The sequence below is a fragment of the Enterobacter sp. CRENT-193 genome (assembly GCF_002787395.1).
GTDB classification, from domain to species: domain Bacteria; phylum Pseudomonadota; class Gammaproteobacteria; order Enterobacterales; family Enterobacteriaceae; genus Enterobacter; species Enterobacter hormaechei_C.
Genome location: NZ_CP024812.1, coordinates 3,668,977 through 3,687,073 on the forward strand (window position 1 = coordinate 3,668,977; position 18,097 = coordinate 3,687,073).

Here is an 18,097-nt window from a genome sequence, read left to right on the forward strand (position 1 = left end):
TATAACTAACTCCTCGTTCTGAGACAAGTGAATGGCTCAAAGAACCACTCACTCGTTAATATATTGTTGTATAAATTTAGCCGTACGTACAGGTCACTTTTAACAGTTACGTACAGGTTTTTTATAAATCGTACTTTTTCTCGGGCCAGGCAATCGCCGGAATGCCCCCCAGACGCGGACTGGCGAAAAGGTGACCCTGGAACTGAGAAATCCCGGCAGATTCCAGCCACATCCACTCTTCAGCTAGCTCTACGCCTACCGCACAGAACAGAATTTCCAGGGAGGCGCAGCATTTAATGATTGACTGAATGATTGCCTGACGCGGGCCGCTGTTGTGCACGTTAGCAATCAAATCACGGTTGATCTTGATTCTGTCCGGCTGGAACTGGGCCAGCAGTTGCAGACCGGCGAATCCCGCGCCAAAGTGATCGATGGCCACGCTGATCCCGGCGCTTTTAAGCTGTCTGACCGCGCTGGTGAACTCTTCGAAGCGCGAGATCGCCTCGCTCTCGGTGAACTCGACCACAATTTGCTCCGGCACAAAACCGTTCGCCTCAATTGCCGTCAGTAAAAAATCGACGGCGCCAGGAACATTGACCAGCGTCATCGGCAACAGATTAATGGACAACGTTTGAGTCTGTAGGCCCAGCGCGCTGGCCATCGACAAAGCCACCTGCTTACTCTTCAGATCCGATTCGTACAGCGCCTCACGCGACAGGTTGGCAAAGTAACTTTCCGGGGACTCACCGGACGGCGTGCGGATCAGGGCTTCCCAGGAAACCACCTGCTGCATAAACGGATCGACGATAGGTTGAAATGCGAAACTACAGTCCGCGCCCTTTGCCACTACCGTTGGCTGGGAGGATAATGGCGTGTTTTCGGTGACAAACTCCCAGGCGTCAGCCGGAGGCAGCTCAAAGTAGTTGGCTTTTTCAGTGGCCTCAACGAAGGTGCGGAAAAATTGTAGGGCGCGATCGTTATAGGTCAGCTGATAGCGGGTTGTGCCTTTATCGAGTACCTTTTGTAGCACTTCGTCGGTGTCGTACTGACGAAGGTCAAAGAGCTCCATACCTACGTTGCCAAAACGTCTTGAAGGCCCGTGATCGCTTAATAATTCGACCACGTTGTGATGCCGTGGGTCACGGCAGATGAGCTGATAGATCTCCTTAACGTTATCAGCGGGCCCTTCAAGTAACTGAAAGAAGTGTGTGCCGTTAAACAGCAAAATCCCCGTCACATCGAACTGGCGATTTCTACAATTTGCAGCAGCGACCATGTCTTCCAGCGCTTTCACTGGAACGTCCTCGCAGATATGACTGCGGTAAATAATGGTTGTGAGCATGCTAATCCTGAAGATTGAGGGGGTGACCACGAAAACACGTGGGGAGAACTCTGTTATAGCACATTAATTACCCAATAAATAATTTACATCTCAACAATTTACATGACTTCTTTGCGCCTTTTCCGGACTTGTACAACTCTGCAACGCCACTTCGAATTGTACAATATATTTTGTGAATTTAGCAGTAAGCTGTATACATATAACCATATGATAAATATATACTTTATCAAATATATAATAAAATATTTAAAAAATTGTACATTTTTAATGTACAGATTTGAAAATTATGTATACCTTAAATGTAACGTTACTGATTACGAAAATTTACAGGAGCGAAACATGCAGCAGAACGGACACCTCGCAGACACAGCAACAGCAATTGCGCAGTACTTCGAAAAAGCCGCGCTTCCAACCCAACAGGAAACATTGGGTCAGGTTGTTGTTGAAATCCTTAGCGACGGGCGGAATCTGAATCGCAAATCGCTCTGCACAAAACTGTTAAGTCGCCTTGAAAAGGCCAATGGCCCGGAAGAGGAGCATCATTATCACATGCTTCTTGGCCTGCTCTTCGAACGTTAATGTTATGAACAGCAGTGATGCGGACAGACTGATCGACCAGCTTATTGGAGAAGCCGCTCTTTCACTTTTGAAGGAGCGCGGTCCTGTAACGACCGAGGGATTGGTTCAGCGTCTGCGTAACATGCAAGCCTGTGAGACGGATCCCCAGCGGCGGGAGACATTAGCGAGGGTGATAGCTGAAATCAGCTCTGGCACGGTCGCTTTTAAAGGTCGCAGAACCGCACAAGGACGAATTCAGAGAGAGGGATCTCTCAAAAATAACCGAGACAATGTAGTGCCGTTATTTGGAAATGGAAAACCGTCCGATCCCAAAAAGATACATTGACTACAACTTTACAGCTACGGTGAGAACAAATGAGACAAAATATTCAGCTTCAACCCGAATACCACTCCGCCTTTTTAGATAGCGCGTTGTCGGAGTATTTCCGTCACGCAGGCGATCGCTTTGCTGAAGAGTCTGCCATTTTTTCGACTGCGGTTCGTTGTGTTCTTGCTTCCGAAGGTCATCTGACCAACAAAGCGATCATTCTCTGGCTGATCCAGACGCTGGAATCCACCGACGATGTCGTTAAGGCGGATGTGATCCGCAAGACGCTGGAAATTGTCGTCGGTTACACCATGGACGATCTTTAACGCCTCTCTCTTCCCATCTCTTCGGATAGCGTGTCATCGTCAATTCTGACGAACGGACTGACGATGACACGTCCTCTCTCCCCTAACGCCCTGTTAATCAAGCACGCCGAATGTGGCATGGATCCTGCTTAGTCCGCTAAGGGACTGGGCTTTCCAGTAAACATTGCTTCATTTCTTAACAGGTCTGTTATTGATGAAAAAAACCGCCAGCGTCTGCCCGTACTGCGGTGCAGGCTGCAAACTTAACCTCGTCGTTAAAAATAACCGGATTATCCGTGCCGAAGCCGCTGATGGCGTAACTAATCAGGGCACGCTTTGCCTGAAAGGGTTCTACGGCTGGGACTTTCTTAATGATACACGGCTGCTTACCCCCCGCCTGACGCAGCCCATGATCCGCTACAGCAAAGGGGAGGCCTTTACCCCTGTTACCTGGGAAGAGGCCATTCGCTATACCGCTTACAGGCTTAAAAGCATCAAAGATCAGTACGGCCCTCGGTCCATTATGACCACGGGTTCCTCGCGGGGAACGGGCAATGAGACCAACTATGTGATGCAAAAATTTGCCCGTGCGGTGCTGAATACTAACAACGTCGACTGCTGCGCCCGCGTCTGTCACGGTCCGTCCGTTGCCGGTTTACAGGAGACCCTCGGCAACGGCGCCATGAGCAATTCCATTAACGATATTGAAAACTCAAAATGCCTGCTGGTATTCGGCTATAACTGCGCCGACTCTCACCCCATCGTCGCCCGACGCGTGCTTAAAGCACGTGAAAATGGCGCTAAAATCATTGTCTGCGATCCGCGTCATATTGAAACGGCACGCATTGCCGATCTTCATCTTCAGTTAAAAAATGGCAGTAACATGGCGCTGGTCAATGCCTTTGGCTATGTCCTGCTTGAAGAGGAATTGTACGACAAAAACTACGTTGCTCGCTTTACAGAAGGGCTTGAGGCGTACCGACTGACGGTAAAAGATTACGCACCCGAGCAGGTTGAACATCTGACGGGGATCCCCGCGCGGGATGTTCGTCAGGCAATTCGCATGTTCGCAGCGGCGCCTTCAGCAACGGTGATGTGGGGTATGGGCGTCACGCAGTTTGGTCAGGCGGTCGATGTGGTGAAAGGTCTCTCCAGCCTGGCACTGCTGACCGGCAATCTGGGCCGCCCTGCCGTCGGCGTGGGGCCGGTTCGCGGGCAAAATAACGTTCAGGGCGCCTGCGATATGGGTGTTCTGCCCAATATGTTCCCCGGCTACCAGGACGTCACTGATCCGGCGGTCAGACTGAAATTTGCCGATGCGTGGAAAATCAATGTCAACCGGATGGACGATCGCGTCGGAACGCGTATCACCGAAGTGCCGCATCTCGCGCTGGAAGGTAAGATCAAAGCGTATTACATCATGGGGGAAGATCCGCTTCAGACAGAAGCCGATCTGGGTCTGGTCCGCCGCGGCTTTGAGGCGCTCGATTTTGTGGTGGTTCAGGACATCTTTATGACCAAAACGGCAGAGCTGGCTGACGTGCTGCTCCCTGCCACCTCATGGGGAGAACACGCCGGTGTGTTCACCTGTGCCGATCGCGGCTTTCAGCGTTTCGGCAAAGCCATTGAGCCCAGCGGCAATGTCAGGCGCGACTGGGAGATCATCAGCCTGCTGGCCACGGAAATGGGCTATCCCATGCATTACGAGGATAACCAGCAGATCTGGGACGAAATGCGCGAGCTGTGCCCCCTCTTCTACGGCGTGACCTACGAAAAAATGGGCGAGATGGGTCATGTGCAGTGGCCCTGTCCAACCCTCGATCATCCCGGCACTCCCTACCTGTACAAGGATAATCAGTTCGACACCCCCACTGGCAAAGGCCAGCTATTTGCCGCCCCCTGGCGCGCCCCGGCGGAGACACCGGATGCGGATTACCCGCTGGTACTGTGCACAGTGCGCGAAGTGGGCCACTACTCCTGCCGCTCCATGACCGGGAACTGCGCGGCGCTGCAAAGCCTGGCCGACGAGCCGGGCCGGGTGCAAATTAACCCGGCCGACGCGGATGAACGGGGGATTGCAGAAGGCCAGCTGGTCTGGGTACGTTCACGCCGGGGTAAAGTGATCACCCGCGCCAGCATCAGCGAGCGCATCAATGCGGGTGCAATCTATATGACCTACCAGTGGTGGATTGGCGCCTGTAATGAGCTGACGCAGGATAATCTCGACCCGATCTCCAGAACGCCGGAAACGAAGTATTGCGCCGTGCAGCTTGAGGCAATCGAGGACCAGCGCTGGGCGGAGGATTTTGCGGCTTCCGCGTACCAGACCATGAAGACGCGGTTGATCGCTGCGGTTAACGTTTAAATGCTTGCCGGGTGGCGGCTATCGCTGCCCGGCCAGCTATCCGCTGCCGTTTCAGGCTATTTGTTGTGCATAATTATTTTCCAGGTAATCGCGAAGCAGGTTCGGCCAGCTCTTTTTCTCCATCAGCCTTCTCAACAGTACGATCAGCTCGTAATCGCTTCGCAGATTAAATTTTTGCATCATCATATATTTATGGGTAAAGACCGTTTTTTCGCTCATCTCCAGCGCCTGAGCGGTCTGCACTACCGACAGCCCTCGGTAAAAATTGACCAGAATACGAATTTGTTGCCGGGATAACCCTTTATGCTGGCAGTCGAAACAGGTCTTTTTATTCCAGGTGTAACCCGGTAATTGCGTCGTGAACCACGCAATAAACAGAACGCCGCTTATACGATCAAGCGATGCCCGGCGAGGAAGAAAAATAATGTCCTGAAAGCAGGAAGGCAGCGCCGAAAAGCGCAGCTCATCGTCGACGAGACCTATCACAATTCCTTTTTGCCGGGCCAGTAATTCCGGAAAACAGGTCAGCGTTTCCCCCTGACATAATGAAAGAACAATAATATCGGCCTGGCTGACGTTTTCATTGGTCAGCGCCAGGTGAAAAGTGATGGAGCGATGAAAGTTATGCTTAAAAAAATCTTCGAAAAAGCTCTGTAGTCCAGCCTGAAAAAACAGATCCGTTTCCTGAATCAGAATATTTAACATAGTTCACACCAACGTCTTTAAAAAAGGCTTATCACCGGCATTCAGTTGTACTGCATCGTCATCACCACAACCGCGCGGATGCTTCCCGGCGTGGCGCCCCCCGTCATGGATTTTACCGAGGCCAGCATAGCTAATGTCGCGGTTCTGTCCGCGGCAATGGTCTGGGTCATGCTGGAGCCTGTTCCTTTAAGCGCACCGGTTTGGGCATCGCGCATGGCTATCGCCACATGTGTGGCCGAACCGCTGTTCATAAAATAGTCCGCACCCGCCTCAGGATCGGGGCTGCCGGTGAAAGCGACGGTCACACTCTGCGTTCCCGTTGGGCACTGGGTAAACAGCAGACTGAAAGGCACCGGATCCGATGTTGAGCCCGGCGTCGCCATATTGGTTGCCTGAATATTGCCCAGATTGACATCGAGATTGTTATTGCCGCCATTGAATATGCATGGCGACGCCACGATATTTCCCGTCACACCGATGTTGACGCTATCAGCGGAGCATACCTTCCCGCTGAGTAAGGCAAGTAACAGTAGTGTCCTGCATCTTATTTTCATCTTCTTACCTGCTACTGGTAGGTCAAATTCAGGGTGGCGGAGGCATTCGCTGAACCTGACTCCACGCGGGTTAACGTCTGGTAATATCGGGCCGTTAATGGCAACGTCTCTTGCCCCCCGGCAGACTGCCGCAAAAATAGTCGGCTGTTCATCACCAGCGGTGCACCGTTATAGATTAGCTGCACCCCCACCCCTTTTGCAGTGCCGGCATTTCCCTGCCCGGTTAAGGCCATCACGCTGGTATTGGCGCTGTCCGGATTCTGTATTCCACTGAGCGAGACCGTAATATTGGTTCCGGCGGCGCAGGTTAAGCCCAGGTTTTGCGTGTTCTGTGCTCCCGCTGGCGTGGTGCCCACCACGGTGCCGAACGCCGAAGCGGGAATATCCCCTATCGGAAACGTCAGCTGGGCCGTATTCACCGTGCACGCCAGGGCATTGATGTTGCCGGAGGTGAGCTGCGTGGTCAGACCGTCACGGTAGAGGCCGTCGCTTCCCTGAAGCGTCACGACGCCAATCACCCCCGGGGTTAATGCCCCCGATGAGACCGGGCCGGTCACCACCAGCTCAATCCTCCCGCCGTACCAGTCCACATAGGAGGTCTGCGCATTGTACGAGAACGTATTGCTCGGGTTTTCAAAATAGCCGTTGGAGGAAAAGCGTATCCCTATCCCGCTGACGTTCGTGTTGTAAACATGGTTGCCGTAGCTGCTCAACGTGGCGCTGTTGTAGCGCATGCTGAATCCCAGCATCAGCGGATTCGTACACCCGGTAAGATAGGAGCCTGTGGCTGACGCCGCGCCGGAAAATACCACCGTGCCGACAGGCGCATCGCGCTGCACGTTGATCGTCCCCACGGACAGGGTGGAAAGCTGTGGGATGATGGTGGTGCAGGTACCGGCACGAGCGATACTTCCCGCCGCGAGCAAACAGAGCAGCAGCATCGTGTTAAGACATTTCATGTTAGCGTTCCTGACGGCAGGTGGCGCGCATATCAGCGATCCCACCGTACGTTGAGTGATTCGGCAGCGTGAAATCAGCGCGGCATTGCTGGCTGGATTGACTTCCCCATGTGGCGACTAACGTTCCCTGCTCGCGCATCCCGGTTAAATAGACCTGACCGCGGTCGCCGACAATAAAACTGCCGCTGTCATCACCCACAAGGGTGACCACCGCCCCAAACGGAACGGCGCGGTCATTGTCGGTCAAGGTCATCAGCACCCGGCGACCTGACTTCGGCAGATAATCGGCTCTCACCACCGCTCCCCGCGTCGGCGTCACCGTGCGGGTGTTGATCTCCAGCTCTACATCGTCCGGCATCGTTTCCGGGTCGAGGGTGAGATCGTTTTTCCGGTAGACAGAAAGGTTGCTCACGACCGTATATCCGCGAAAATCTGTCCGTACACCGGGCTGATTGCGGATATCCACGTCGTGGGCGCCTGGGGCTTTGATTAAGACGCTGGTCTCCCCCAGCGGCTGGGAAAGCGTGATGCCATCAGCATGGGCGAGAATGCCGCCTTGCAGCCCGTAATTCAGGCGTTCACTGTTTTTGTCATAACCATAACCTGCCGTGACTTCGCCATAGGTGCCTTTATAGTCCGCGTTCACGTTGCCGGTATTCCCCACGCCCTCTGTGCCATATCCCTGCTGGACGTTCCAGCTCAGGGCACGGTTCTCGAGTGCCACCCCGTTCAGGCCGACGTTATGCGTCGTCCCGTTATTGCTGCTGGCGTTCATGCCATAGTTAGCCCATGTCTGCGGCAAAAATTTATCCAGCGGAATGCTGACGTTGAACGACAGAAGCTGGTCGTGGTCAGCGTTTTTTTGGCTTTTGCGGTTTTCTGACGCTGAGCGGACATTTTTGCTGTAGGTCCATGTCAGGCCATAGCTGATGTTGTGCCAGTAGTTGCTATAGCCGACGCTCCACGAAGCCATCGACTTACCGTCATTCCAGTAATCTTCCCGCGCCGCACTGAGGGTAAGCGCGCCCAGGTTGTCCCCCAGCGTCTGGCTCATCGTCAGCTCGGCACGGTTACGTCGCCTGTCCTGAAGCGCGCTGCTGTCGCCGTACGAACCGAGGACGTCCTGCATCCCGTAATAGCCGCGGGTCGAGTAGCGATACCCGGCAATCGAAAAGTTGGTTCCGGTAGTGATAAAATTCTTGCTGTATCTGGCCCGCCACGACTGACCGTTTGTTTTCGCGGTATGCTCCGGCGTTGACCAGCCCAGGGTGACGTCTGCGGATACTGCCCCGAGATCGCCCATGTTCTTGCCCATCCCCAGAGCCGCCGACTGGTACTTATCTGCCCCCTGGACGCCGCCATAGAGCGTGATGCCGTGAGGGAGGCCGTAAATTCCGGTCAGTTGCCCGAAGGGGGTTTTCTCCACGCTACGGTTATACGAGCGATATTGCCCGGCGGTAAGGGCATATTTCAGTCGCCCCTCCCGTTGCAGGACCGGCAGCGAAGCGTACGGCAGGGTGAAATGTTGCTCACTGCCATCGGCTTCGACGATCGTGACATCAAGATCGCCCGCGCCGCCGGTGGGATACATATCCGCGATCTCAAACGCGCCCGGCGCCACGTAGCTTTGGTAGATTTGATAGCCATTCTGACGCACCACGACCTGCGCGTTAGTTCGCGCAATACCGCGCACCACCGGCGCATAGCCTTTCAGGGAATCCGGCAGCATATCGTCGTCGGACGCCAGCTGGACGCCGCGAAACGGCATGCTGTCAAAGACATCGGCAGGCGCGGAACTGTCTCCGAGCGTAAGCTGGGCTTGCAGGGGAATAATCGCGCGCTGAATCAAGGTGTAGACGTTGTCCCACTTATCCTGGCCGGACGCATCGCGGGACCAGGTGGTGTAGTTGCGTAACCGCCAGGGACCGACGTTGATCCCCGGCCGCAGGTTTGCATACTGGCTGTCGCTGCGGGTGCCTGCCCCGCTTCTTGCCCGGCTGTTTGCCCCGCTCAGGCTGTAGTTGAGCATGGCCGCGGTAATGCCTTCATCCCACATATCCGGCGGAACGTAACCTCTCGCTGGCAGGTCTATGGCCGCCTGTGGGATGCTGATCGCCAGGCGCTGGGCGCCAAACTGGAAATCCGCGCTGGCCTGTGGAATCGCCCTGAGATCGGCGCATTCTCCTTCCGCGGCGTCGAGCTGCGGGAAAAGCGCCGTTTTCACGCCCCACGCTTTTAACTGCCCGATACTCAGGCACGGCTGCAACGTTTCACTGCCGTTAGCATCCTTCACTGCCATGAAACGAATATCCCGCGTTTCCAGCAGCCGATCGTCAAGAATAATATCAACATGGTATGTCCCGGGCGCCTGCGAGCCGGATTCAAAGGCAGATAAATCCGCTTTCCCCATTCCGGGATTATCCAGCTCAACCAGTTCCGTATTAAACGTCTCACTGGCATACAGTGTGGAAGAGACACCAGCAAGCGCGAGGGCAATAAATATTGCCAGGCGCGCAGGCTGCATTGTATTCAATGCCGTTGTCATGACGAGCACCTGATTAACGCGTAAGGATCACAAACTGGCCCGGTGTAATTCACCAGGGCTGCCATAATCGTTAATGACTTTAAACGTCAGCGTATTGCCACTGGTTCCATTCGGTAACGGGAAACGGGCTGTGCCCGAAGGCATCACATACGTGACATCGTCAAGTTTCTTATTACCCAACGTAATTTCATTGAAATTGATAACGTACGGCGTTGGATTATTAACCAGAAGGGTATTTCCCGCACGACGCCAGGTTAATTTATTGGCCTGCTCCTCGGGGGTAGACGCACGAAGAGCCTCTGGTCGATAAATTAATTTGATGCGCGTTTTGACGGCAATTTGCAGCGAGTTCATCTGCTTAGAGGCTGACGGAATAGCTTTGATGTTCAGCCAGAATAAACTCTCCTGCCCTTGAGGCAGAGAGCCTGCCATGACAATACGCTCGAGGTTTTTTTGCCCGCCGTCCAGCCGATACAGCGGAGGAGTAATAATAAAAGGCGCTTTACCCGATTGTTCATCCTGAACATCTATCCACGACTGAATTAAATAAGGAACGTTATCAGGATTCGTAATATTTATTGACGCTTCTTTTTTAGCCCCATCAAAAATAACACGGGTGCCGCCAATAATTACTCCTGCACTGGCGGATGTTAACGTCAGCGGTAACAGCGCCATAACCAGGCCCGTTGTGGTGATAAAACGCATTTTTTTACCTCATAAAACAAGGGGCCAGGCGGCCCCCTGCTAATTACTGCCATTGACTTAGTTGTACACCACAGAGAAGTTCGCGACCGAGTTAGCCGGGCCCGCGGTAACGGATGCCGCGGTGGAAATATACTGCGCGTAGAAGCTCAACGTATTATCAGCCGTACTGCTGAGTGCGTAGGTATAGCTGTTGCTGCCGTGCAGCGGCAGATCGGCTTTATCTGCCGTCATCAGGTTAATCGCCACCCCGGTAGCCGCTCCCGCCACGGACGTATCAATCGCCAGCAGGCTGGCGTTGGTTAAATCCGGCGTGCCATCAAAACGGACTTTTGCATTGGTGACCGTTACCGGACAGTTTTTCAAAATAATATTAAACTGCGTCGCAGCCGTTCTCGCCCCGGTTGTCGGGAATTCCGTTTTATAATAATCGCCCAATACCACCACCTGATTCTGGGATGCCACATCAACGTCGCAGGCAGAATCCAGAATATTTCCGTTAAAATTAACGGTACCGGCCGCTGCCAATGCATTGGTCATAGTGAGTACAGAACCTGCCGCTAACATTGCCATCATCAATTTTTTATTCATAATTTTATATCCCGTATTACTCTATTTATTACCGACATTCAGTTGCAGAAATTAAACCCCTTCCGACGAGTCAAAATTTATACAACTCCTTTTCCGCATACAATCAATTTTGAGGTCTAGCTGTAGACCCTCTTTTAACAAATAAAAAACATATTCACTCGGGAATAGCTTAAGAATAATGTCCACAGTCTACTTTTAGACCTGAACAAAAAAAGTTGCAATTTCAATTAATTAACACTTAAAAAAAGATAAGTCTATAATTAGACTCGCTGCTAACATTCCCTGACCTGCTGTTTTTTAAGATAATTCTTTATGCCGATCAAAAAATGATCGCATCAGTCAGTGAGGTCTCAAATGAATACCCGATTCGCGCCTGAGTCAGAAATTGATAAATCAACAGTGCTCGGCGCTAAGCCTTTTAAGCACATTGAAAAAATAATCGATAATGTTTTGCCGCATGCGGAGAGAGGCATTATTGCCAGAGGAGAAATTATCCATTATTGCTCCGGCGATACCCGTCAATGCTTTTTACTGTTGCATGGCAGCGTGGCGTTGCACCGTCGCGGGGACGGTATCGTCTTAAATTCTGAATCTGCGCCATTTATACTCGGCGTGAGCAGCCAGTTATCGTCTGAGCACCTGTACGTCAGAGCGCTGGAAACCTCAGAGGTGGCCAGCGTTTCGCTGGCGCGTTTCAATCATGTTGTCGCACAACAGAATTTATGGGAGCACTTCTCAAACCTGCTGATCTATACCGCATCGCGCGTTTACGAACATTGCGCCCAGATATCGCAAATGTCGGCTTATGACATTATCCGCTTTCAGCTGGTTGAGTTGATGCAGGAGCCTGAAGCCATTAGACAAAACATTACCGCCGCAGCCTATATCAAAAGCCGCACCTATCTTTCACGCAGCGGCATTATGCGGATCCTCGCGGAGTTGCGGACGGGGAAATACATCACCATGGAGCGTGGCGTTCTAGTAGAGATCCATCACTTACCCCGTAAATACTGAGGCTGTATTTATCTCTGGAGAAGGTGGAAAAGAAGAGCGACACTATAGAGAGTACAGTCTCTTTCCAGGTTAACGCTATGTCTTCTGACAAACCATCGCATCGCGGATCTCCCTATGCTCAGGAACTGATTTCTCATTTACAGCCGCACTGCACCACGCATAAAACCGATCCCGGCGAGCAACTTAATCTCCAGGTAAACGGGCAGAGCATGTGTTATTTAATTCTTGACGGCACGGTCGCCATATACAGAAGAAGCGACGACATGATGCTTTCGACGGCGCGCAGTCCCGCCCTGTTTGGCCTCGCTAACCTGACGGACATCTATTTTACCGACTACCTTCGAACGGTAACGCCTTGCCTGATTGGTGTGCTCACGACCGATCGGGCGGCTGAAATTATCAAAGAGAAGGCGCTGTGGGGGCTGCTTTCTAATCATCTGATGTTTGTCTATAACCGGCTTTATCACAACGTCATGCCGAAAGGCGCGCCAACCGCGTACGAGATGATTCGCCAGCAGCTCGTGCTGCTGATGCAGGAAGATGACAGCTACCGACGTAGCGTGACGGCGGAAAGGTATATCAGGGATAAAACCCAGCTTTCCCGCAGCGGCGTAATGCGGATCCTGGCTGACCTGAAAACGGGCGGGTTCATCGAAATGGAAGAAGGCCGGCTGATTAAAATTAACAAACTGCCTGCCAGATACTGACTGTCAGACACAAAAAAGGCCGCGCTTGCGGCCTTTTCTTCACTGCTTAATGGACGTGAACGCCCAACCGCCAGGCAAAGTAGATCTCTTCTTTCAGTTCGTTTGAAGAGAGCGCCAGCAAATCCGTAAATTCCAGCTCAAGCTGTTTCAGCTTTTTCAGGTACTGCGCGGGAGACAGATTGCTTTTATCGCGACGTAAATATTCAATTGCCAGCTGTGTTGGGGTTATTTCAGTATCCATGATGTCCTCGCTTATGTTCAAAACGTGACCAGTATATCACAATCAGGCGGCTAATTTTTGACCAAAAGCAAGACATCCGGAAACTTTACACAACGGCCGTCGTCAGCCTTGATGAACAACACAGGCGATCCTGCTCGTCCAGGATATCAATCTGCCACACCTGATGACGGCTTCCGGCATGCAGCGCCCGGCAGACGCCGCGCACGCGCCCGCTGCGAACGGAGCGGATGTGGTTGGCATTGACCTCCAGACCTACCACCTTCTGCTCTCCTTCCGTACACAGGTAGCCCGCCACCGATCCCAGCGTTTCGGCCAGCACGACGGACGCGCCGCCGTGTAACAGGCCAAACGGTTGATGAGTACGGCAGTCTACCGGCATCGTCGCTTCCAGTTCGTTGTCGCCAATGCGCGTGAACTGGATGTCCAGCAAACCGACCATGTTCTCCGCGCCCATGGCATTTAAGGCCTCCAGCGTGACCGCACGTTTCCAGATCATCCGATAATCTCCAGTAAAGCCTGCAATGGATGGCGAACGCCGTTACCTTCCACCCGTTTCACCTGGCTGCGGCAGGAGTAGCCCGTCGCCAGACAGCGGTTGCGTGGCAGGCGCTGCATCGCCTGATGCCACGACAGCTCGTAAATGCCGAGCGAATTAGCGTGGTTTTTGACTTCATGGCCGTAGGTTCCGGCCATACCGCAGCAGCCCACGTTGACGCTTTCCAGCTTCGCGCCAAACCGGGCGAAGATAGAAGCCCACTGGGCAGGCGCCGTCGGCAGCGCCGTCACTTCGGTGCAGTGCCCAAACAGGTACCAGGATTCTCCGCTGACCTCCTGAGGGGGCGTTTGCGTCAGCACCGCAGGCAGCCACTCGTGTACCAGTAAGACTTGAAAATCACCGCGCTTATCGCCGAGAGTCTGCTTATATTCGTCCCGGTAACAGAGCACCAGCGCCGGATCGACGCCCACCATCGGCATGCCGAGCTGCGCCACGCGATTCAGAAAATCTGAAGTTTTCTGCGCGGTTTTCGCAAAGCGGGTGAGGAAGCCTTTAATGTGCTGCGCCTTGCCGTTCGGCGAGAACGGCAGCACCACCGGCTGGTAGCCGATTTTCTCGGCCAGTCGGACAAAATCGGCCACCACCTGCGCATCGTAATAGCTGGTAAATGGATCCTGCACCACCAGCACCACCTTCGCTTTCTGCTCAGGGCTTAATGCTTCCAGTTGTTCCAGGGTCATATTCGCCGAGCGGTGCCCCACCAGCCGACGCTGGAGCGATGGCACCGACAGCAGCGGCAGATCCACCATGCCGATATGTTTTTCAGACAGTTTTCGCACCAGTGGCTGGTTGATAAAGAAGTTAAAGGTTTTTGGCGCACGGGCCATCAGCGGCGCGTAACTCTCCACCGTTGCTACCAGATGATCGCGCATCGGGCGCAGATAACGCGTGTGGTACAGCTGGAGGAAGCGGGAACGGAATTCCGGTACGTCAATTTTAATTGGGCACTGGGTTGAACACGCCTTACACGCCAGGCAGCCGGACATCGCCTCTTTCACCTCATGCGAGAAATCGTATTCGCCTTTGTTCGCATGCCAGCTGTTGCGGGTGCGTTCGATAAGCCCGCGCAGGCTCGCGCGTTTTTCCGGCAGCTCCTGTTCCAGCTTGAGCGGGTCAACGCCGCGGTCGGCCAGCAGGCGCAGCCATTCGCGCACCAGCGTGGCACGCCCTTTTGGGGAGTGGATGCGGTTGCTGGTGATTTTCATCGACGGACACATCGGGCTTTTCACATCGAAGTTAAAGCACAGCCCGTTGCCGTTACACTCCATCGCGCCGCGCCAGGAAGCGCGTACCGCAATCGGAATTTGGCGGTCATAGGTGCCGCGCTTAACGGCATCCACCTGCAACATCGGCGCATCAACGCCCTCCGGCGGGCAGATTTTTCCCGGATTGAGGCGGTTATCAGGATCGAACGCGGCCTTCACCTTACGCAGCTCGGCGTAGAGCTGTTCGCCAAAAAAGGCCGGGCTGTACTCGGCGCGGAACCCCTTGCCGTGCTCGCCCCACAGCAAACCGCCGTATTTGGCCGTGAGGGCCACGACCTCGTCGGAGATCGCCTTCATCAGGATCTCCTGCTGCGGATCGCACATGTCCAGCGCCGGGCGCACGTGCAGCACGCCCGCGTCAACGTGCCCGAACATGCCATAGCTCAGACCATGGCTGTCGAGCAGCGCGCGAAACTCCACGATATAATCCGCCAGATGTTCCGGCGGCACGCAGGTATCTTCCGCAAACGGAATCGGCTTCGCCGCCCCTTTCGCGTTGCCGAGCAGCCCCACCGCCTTTTTACGCATCGCGTAGATTCGCTCGATGCCGGAGAGATCGTTACACAGCTGCCAGCCAATGACGCCGCCTTCCCCCTGCGCAATCAGCTCGTCCAGACGCTGGCAGAGCGTGCTTACCTGGCTCTCAATCAGCTCTGCGTCATCCCCGGCGAACTCGACGATGTTCAGGCCGAGCATCTCTTTATCCGGCACGTCGGTAATCAGTTCGCTCACCGAATGCCAGACAATATCCTCCCGGGCCAGGTTCAGGACTTTTGAATCGACGGTTTCCACCGACAGCGCCCGCGCCTCCACCATAAACGGTGCATTACGCAGCGCCGAGTCAAAGGAGTTGTATTTGACGTTCACCAGACGGCGCACCTTTGGCAACCGGGTGATATCCAGACGCGCTTCGGTGATGAAGGCCAGCGTCCCTTCTGACCCGGTCAGTACGCGGGTAAGATCAAACTGGCTCATATCGTCATTGAAGACATGTCGCAGATCGTAGCCCGTCAGGAAGCGGTTTAGCTTCGGGAATTTGTCAAGGATCAGCTCGCGATTTTCGCGGCAGCGCTCCAGCACGGTGCGATAAATCCGTCCGCTGGTGGTGCTCTCTGCTGCCAGCGTTTCGGCCAGCTCGATCGGCATCGGTTGGGTATCGAGGATATCGCCCCCCAGCAGCACCGCCCGCACACCCATAACGTGGTCGGAGGTTTTGCCGTACACCAGTGAGCCCTGCCCCGAGGCATCGGTGTTGATCATCCCGCCAATGGTCGCGCGGTTACTGGTGGAAAGCTCCGGCGCAAAAAAATAGCCGTAAGGTTTCAAAAACTGATTCAACTGATCTTTGATCACCCCCGCTTCCACACGCACCCACCCCTCTTCCGGGTTGATCTCAATGATGCGGTTCATATAGCGGGACATATCAATGATGATGCCCTGGTTCAGCGCCTGCCCATTGGTACCCGTCCCGCCGCCACGCGGGGTGAAGACCAGGGAGCTGAAACGCTCTTGCGATGCCAGACGGGCGATGAGCGCCACATCGGCGGTAGAGCGCGGGAAAACGACGGCATCGGGAAGAAGCTGGTAAATACTGTTATCGGTCGCCATCGTCAGCCTGTCGGCATAATCGGTAGCGGTGTCACCTGTAAAACCCTGTTGCTCCAGTGCCTGCAAAAAATTAAGCACCAGCTGAACGACGCCCGGTGCCTGAGAAATCTGTGGGATCATTGCTGTCGACCCTAATGAGAATAGTGTGAAATCGCTTGCGTTGTGTCTGGAAAGTTTTATCACATTTTTTTCTTATGTGCTTTGTAGAATTACGGGCAAAATCCGCCTGTCAAAAATCGCTGAAATCACTAATGATTAGAGAGATGCGGTTTATATTCCCATCAGCCTTGCTGGTGTTCATTTAAGGAAAGTTTCGTTTATGGTCAATCTTCGTCAGCCCAGGGATGTCGCGCAGATACTGCTGTCGGTGCTGTTCTTAGCCATTATGATTATTGCGTGTCTGTGGATCGTTCGTCCTTTCGTGCTCGGATTTGCCTGGGCCGCGACCGTCGTCGTCGCCACCTGGCCTTTACTCTTGCGTTTGCAGAAACTGCTGTTTGGTCGCCGCGGCCTGGCCGTGCTGGTGATGACGTTGCTGTTGTTCCTGCTGTTTATTATTCCCATTGCACTACTGGTTAACAGCCTGGTTGACAGTAGCGGCCCGGTTATTCGCGCGGTCACCAGCGGTGATATGACGCTGCCGGATCTCGCGTGGCTGAACAGTATTCCTGTTGTGGGCGCAAAACTGTACAGCGGCTGGCACAGCCTGCTGGAGATGGGCGGTAGCGCCCTGATGGCCAAAGTGCGTCCGTACATCGGCACAACCACCACCTGGTTTGTGGGGCAGGCTGCGCACATTGGTCGCTTCATGATGCATTGTACGTTGATGCTGGTCTTCAGCGCCCTGCTGTACTGGCGCGGCGAGCAGGTTGCGCTGGGGGTACGTCATTTCGCCACCCGACTGGCAGGTAAACGCGGCGATGCGGCCGTGCTGCTGGCAGCCCAGGCCGTCCGCGCGGTGGCGCTCGGTGTGGTGGTCACAGCGCTGGTGCAGGCTGTACTTGGCGGAATCGGGCTGGCGATTTCCGGCGTACCTTATGCCACCATTTTCACCGTCGTCATGCTGATGACCTGTCTGGCGCAGCTCGGTCCGCTGCTGGTGCTGGTTCCCTGCATTATCTGGCTTTACTGGACGGGGGATACGACCTGGGGCACGGTGCTGCTGGTCTGGAGTTGCGTGGTGGGCACCATGGATAACGTGATCCGTCCCATCCTCATCCGCATGGGCGCTGACCTGCCGCTGATTCTGATCCTGTCCGGGGTAATCGGGGGGTTAATTGCCTTCGGCATGATTGGCCTGTTCATCGGTCCGGTTCTGCTAGCGGTGACCTGGCGTCTCTTCTCCGCCTGGGTGCATGAAGTACCGCCGCCGGGAACCGATCCAGACGTCATCTTAAGCGAACTTGAAGAGCTGGAAGATAAGAACGCGCAGTAAGAACGGATGCCGGGTGGCGCTAACGCTTACCCGGCCTACACTCTCCACAGCAATACTTAAACGTTGCTAAACTATTTATTCTCTGCACACTGGTCAGACCCGCCTTTTCCTGCCTAAAACCGTCATTCTCTTCAAGAAATCTTTACCTGCCTTTAACTATTGAGACGAATCCGATCGACTCAAAATCCTGGCATGCCTACTATTAAGACACGGTTATAAATCAACACCTTGATTTATAAGCATGGAAATCCCCTGAGTGAAACAACGAATTGCTGTGTGTAGTCTTTGCCCATCTCCCACGATGGGCTTTTTTTTAT

At 54.0% G+C, this 18,097-nt stretch carries 17 protein-coding genes and 1 other RNA gene; 8 read left to right on the forward strand and 10 right to left on the reverse strand.

Features of this window, described 5'->3' with window-relative positions; translation table 11 throughout:
• Positions 1-121 precede the first annotated feature (121 nt).
• Positions 122-1,342, reverse strand: coding sequence for a diguanylate phosphodiesterase (locus CU081_RS18245; RefSeq protein WP_022650917.1), 1,221 nt, complete (start codon positions 1,340-1,342; stop codon positions 122-124).
• Between the two features lie 339 nt (positions 1,343-1,681).
• Here CU081_RS18245 and ycgZ point away from each other — a divergent pair, with 339 nt between their 5' ends.
• From ycgZ to fdhF, 4 genes are all read left to right on the forward strand, one after another.
• Positions 1,682-1,921 carry a regulatory protein YcgZ gene (gene ycgZ / locus CU081_RS18250; RefSeq protein ID WP_003857747.1) on the forward strand — a complete coding sequence of 80 codons (240 nt, stop codon included), beginning with the start codon at positions 1,682-1,684 and terminating at the stop codon, positions 1,919-1,921.
• A 4-nt stretch (positions 1,922-1,925) separates the two neighbouring features.
• Entirely contained in the window at positions 1,926-2,246 is a 321-nt protein-coding gene (locus CU081_RS18255) for a hypothetical protein (RefSeq protein WP_032658210.1), read from the forward strand.
• Between the two features lie 29 nt (positions 2,247-2,275).
• Positions 2,276-2,554 carry a biofilm/acid-resistance regulator YmgB/AriR gene (locus CU081_RS18260; protein WP_003857748.1) on the forward strand — a complete coding sequence of 93 codons (279 nt, stop codon included), beginning with the start codon at positions 2,276-2,278 and terminating at the stop codon, positions 2,552-2,554.
• 193 nt (positions 2,555-2,747) lie between these two features.
• Entirely contained in the window at positions 2,748-4,898 is a 2,151-nt protein-coding gene (fdhF, locus tag CU081_RS18265) for a formate dehydrogenase subunit alpha (protein ID WP_003857750.1), read from the forward strand.
• Positions 4,899-4,949: 51 nt separating this feature from the next.
• On the opposite strand, the gene CU081_RS18270 is transcribed toward fdhF, so the two are convergent.
• Genes CU081_RS18270 through CU081_RS18295 form a run of 6 tightly spaced genes read right to left on the reverse strand, consistent with a single transcriptional unit; the run spans position 4,950 to position 10,954 of the window.
• Complete coding sequence (locus CU081_RS18270) at positions 4,950-5,603, reverse strand: helix-turn-helix transcriptional regulator (RefSeq protein ID WP_003857752.1); 654 nt, start codon at positions 5,601-5,603, stop codon at positions 4,950-4,952.
• A gap of 41 nt (positions 5,604-5,644) precedes the next feature.
• Positions 5,645-6,157 (reverse strand): fimbrial protein, encoded by a 513-nt coding sequence (locus CU081_RS18275; RefSeq protein ID WP_022650916.1) that lies wholly within the window; start codon positions 6,155-6,157, stop codon positions 5,645-5,647.
• A gap of 11 nt (positions 6,158-6,168) precedes the next feature.
• Positions 6,169-7,116 (reverse strand): fimbrial protein, encoded by a 948-nt coding sequence (locus CU081_RS18280; RefSeq protein ID WP_003857755.1) that lies wholly within the window; start codon positions 7,114-7,116, stop codon positions 6,169-6,171.
• A gap of 1 nt (position 7,117) precedes the next feature.
• Positions 7,118-9,661, reverse strand: coding sequence for a fimbria/pilus outer membrane usher protein (locus tag CU081_RS18285; RefSeq protein WP_003857757.1), 2,544 nt, complete (start codon positions 9,659-9,661; stop codon positions 7,118-7,120).
• Positions 9,662-9,688: 27 nt separating this feature from the next.
• Entirely contained in the window at positions 9,689-10,366 is a 678-nt protein-coding gene (locus CU081_RS18290) for a fimbrial biogenesis chaperone (protein ID WP_003857759.1), read from the reverse strand.
• A 57-nt stretch (positions 10,367-10,423) separates the two neighbouring features.
• Complete coding sequence (locus CU081_RS18295; protein ID WP_022650915.1) at positions 10,424-10,954, reverse strand: fimbrial protein; 531 nt, start codon at positions 10,952-10,954, stop codon at positions 10,424-10,426.
• Between the two features lie 354 nt (positions 10,955-11,308).
• On the opposite strand from CU081_RS18295, the gene CU081_RS18300 reads away from it, so the two are divergent.
• Positions 11,309-11,968 carry a winged helix-turn-helix transcriptional regulator gene (locus tag CU081_RS18300; protein ID WP_003857763.1) on the forward strand — a complete coding sequence of 220 codons (660 nt, stop codon included), beginning with the start codon at positions 11,309-11,311 and terminating at the stop codon, positions 11,966-11,968.
• Positions 11,969-12,045: 77 nt separating this feature from the next.
• Positions 12,046-12,675 carry a helix-turn-helix domain-containing protein gene (locus CU081_RS18305; RefSeq protein ID WP_003857764.1) on the forward strand — a complete coding sequence of 210 codons (630 nt, stop codon included), beginning with the start codon at positions 12,046-12,048 and terminating at the stop codon, positions 12,673-12,675.
• A 46-nt stretch (positions 12,676-12,721) separates the two neighbouring features.
• On the opposite strand, the gene CU081_RS18310 is transcribed toward CU081_RS18305, so the two are convergent.
• The 3 genes from CU081_RS18310 to ydiJ form a co-directional block, all read right to left on the reverse strand.
• Positions 12,722-12,916, reverse strand: coding sequence for a YdiH family protein (locus CU081_RS18310; protein ID WP_003857766.1), 195 nt, complete (start codon positions 12,914-12,916; stop codon positions 12,722-12,724).
• A gap of 85 nt (positions 12,917-13,001) precedes the next feature.
• Positions 13,002-13,412: a 1,4-dihydroxy-2-naphthoyl-CoA hydrolase gene (gene menI, locus CU081_RS18315; RefSeq protein WP_003857767.1), complete on the reverse strand. Its 411-nt coding sequence runs from the start codon at positions 13,410-13,412 to the stop codon at positions 13,002-13,004.
• Positions 13,409-16,465 carry a D-2-hydroxyglutarate dehydrogenase YdiJ gene (gene ydiJ / locus CU081_RS18320; protein ID WP_022650914.1) on the reverse strand — a complete coding sequence of 1,019 codons (3,057 nt, stop codon included), beginning with the start codon at positions 16,463-16,465 and terminating at the stop codon, positions 13,409-13,411. Before ydiJ ends, menI begins: the two co-directional genes overlap by 4 nt.
• Before the next feature lie 199 nt (positions 16,466-16,664).
• Here ydiJ and ydiK point away from each other — a divergent pair, with 199 nt between their 5' ends.
• Together ydiK and rprA are read left to right on the forward strand one after the other, a co-directional pair.
• The gene (ydiK, locus tag CU081_RS18325) at positions 16,665-17,780 is read left to right on the forward strand and encodes an AI-2E family transporter YdiK (RefSeq protein WP_003857772.1); all 1,116 of its coding nucleotides are present in this window, start codon (positions 16,665-16,667) and stop codon (positions 17,778-17,780) included.
• Positions 17,781-17,989: 209 nt separating this feature from the next.
• An RNA gene (gene rprA, locus CU081_RS18330) (antisense sRNA RprA) lies at positions 17,990-18,097 on the forward strand.

Excerpts from the sequence above, each read along its gene's own strand:
- CU081_RS18245 (WP_022650917.1), bottom strand. The coding sequence starts at position 1,342 with ATGCTCACAACCATTATTTACCGCAGTCATATCTGCGAGGACGTTCCA.
- ycgZ (WP_003857747.1), top strand. The coding sequence starts at position 1,682 with ATGCAGCAGAACGGACACCTCGCAGACACAGCAACAGCAATTGCGCAG.
- CU081_RS18255 (WP_032658210.1), top strand. The coding sequence starts at position 1,926 with ATGAACAGCAGTGATGCGGACAGACTGATCGACCAGCTTATTGGAGAA.
- CU081_RS18260 (WP_003857748.1), top strand. The coding sequence starts at position 2,276 with ATGAGACAAAATATTCAGCTTCAACCCGAATACCACTCCGCCTTTTTA.
- fdhF (WP_003857750.1), top strand. The coding sequence starts at position 2,748 with ATGAAAAAAACCGCCAGCGTCTGCCCGTACTGCGGTGCAGGCTGCAAA.
- CU081_RS18270 (WP_003857752.1), bottom strand. The coding sequence starts at position 5,603 with ATGTTAAATATTCTGATTCAGGAAACGGATCTGTTTTTTCAGGCTGGA.
- CU081_RS18275 (WP_022650916.1), bottom strand. The coding sequence starts at position 6,157 with ATGAAAATAAGATGCAGGACACTACTGTTACTTGCCTTACTCAGCGGG.
- CU081_RS18280 (WP_003857755.1), bottom strand. The coding sequence starts at position 7,116 with ATGAAATGTCTTAACACGATGCTGCTGCTCTGTTTGCTCGCGGCGGGA.
- CU081_RS18285 (WP_003857757.1), bottom strand. The coding sequence starts at position 9,661 with ATGACAACGGCATTGAATACAATGCAGCCTGCGCGCCTGGCAATATTT.
- CU081_RS18290 (WP_003857759.1), bottom strand. The coding sequence starts at position 10,366 with ATGCGTTTTATCACCACAACGGGCCTGGTTATGGCGCTGTTACCGCTG.
- CU081_RS18295 (WP_022650915.1), bottom strand. The coding sequence starts at position 10,954 with ATGAATAAAAAATTGATGATGGCAATGTTAGCGGCAGGTTCTGTACTC.
- CU081_RS18300 (WP_003857763.1), top strand. The coding sequence starts at position 11,309 with ATGAATACCCGATTCGCGCCTGAGTCAGAAATTGATAAATCAACAGTG.
- CU081_RS18305 (WP_003857764.1), top strand. The coding sequence starts at position 12,046 with ATGTCTTCTGACAAACCATCGCATCGCGGATCTCCCTATGCTCAGGAA.
- CU081_RS18310 (WP_003857766.1), bottom strand. The coding sequence starts at position 12,916 with ATGGATACTGAAATAACCCCAACACAGCTGGCAATTGAATATTTACGT.
- menI (WP_003857767.1), bottom strand. The coding sequence starts at position 13,412 with ATGATCTGGAAACGTGCGGTCACGCTGGAGGCCTTAAATGCCATGGGC.
- ydiJ (WP_022650914.1), bottom strand. The coding sequence starts at position 16,465 with ATGATCCCACAGATTTCTCAGGCACCGGGCGTCGTTCAGCTGGTGCTT.
- ydiK (WP_003857772.1), top strand. The coding sequence starts at position 16,665 with ATGGTCAATCTTCGTCAGCCCAGGGATGTCGCGCAGATACTGCTGTCG.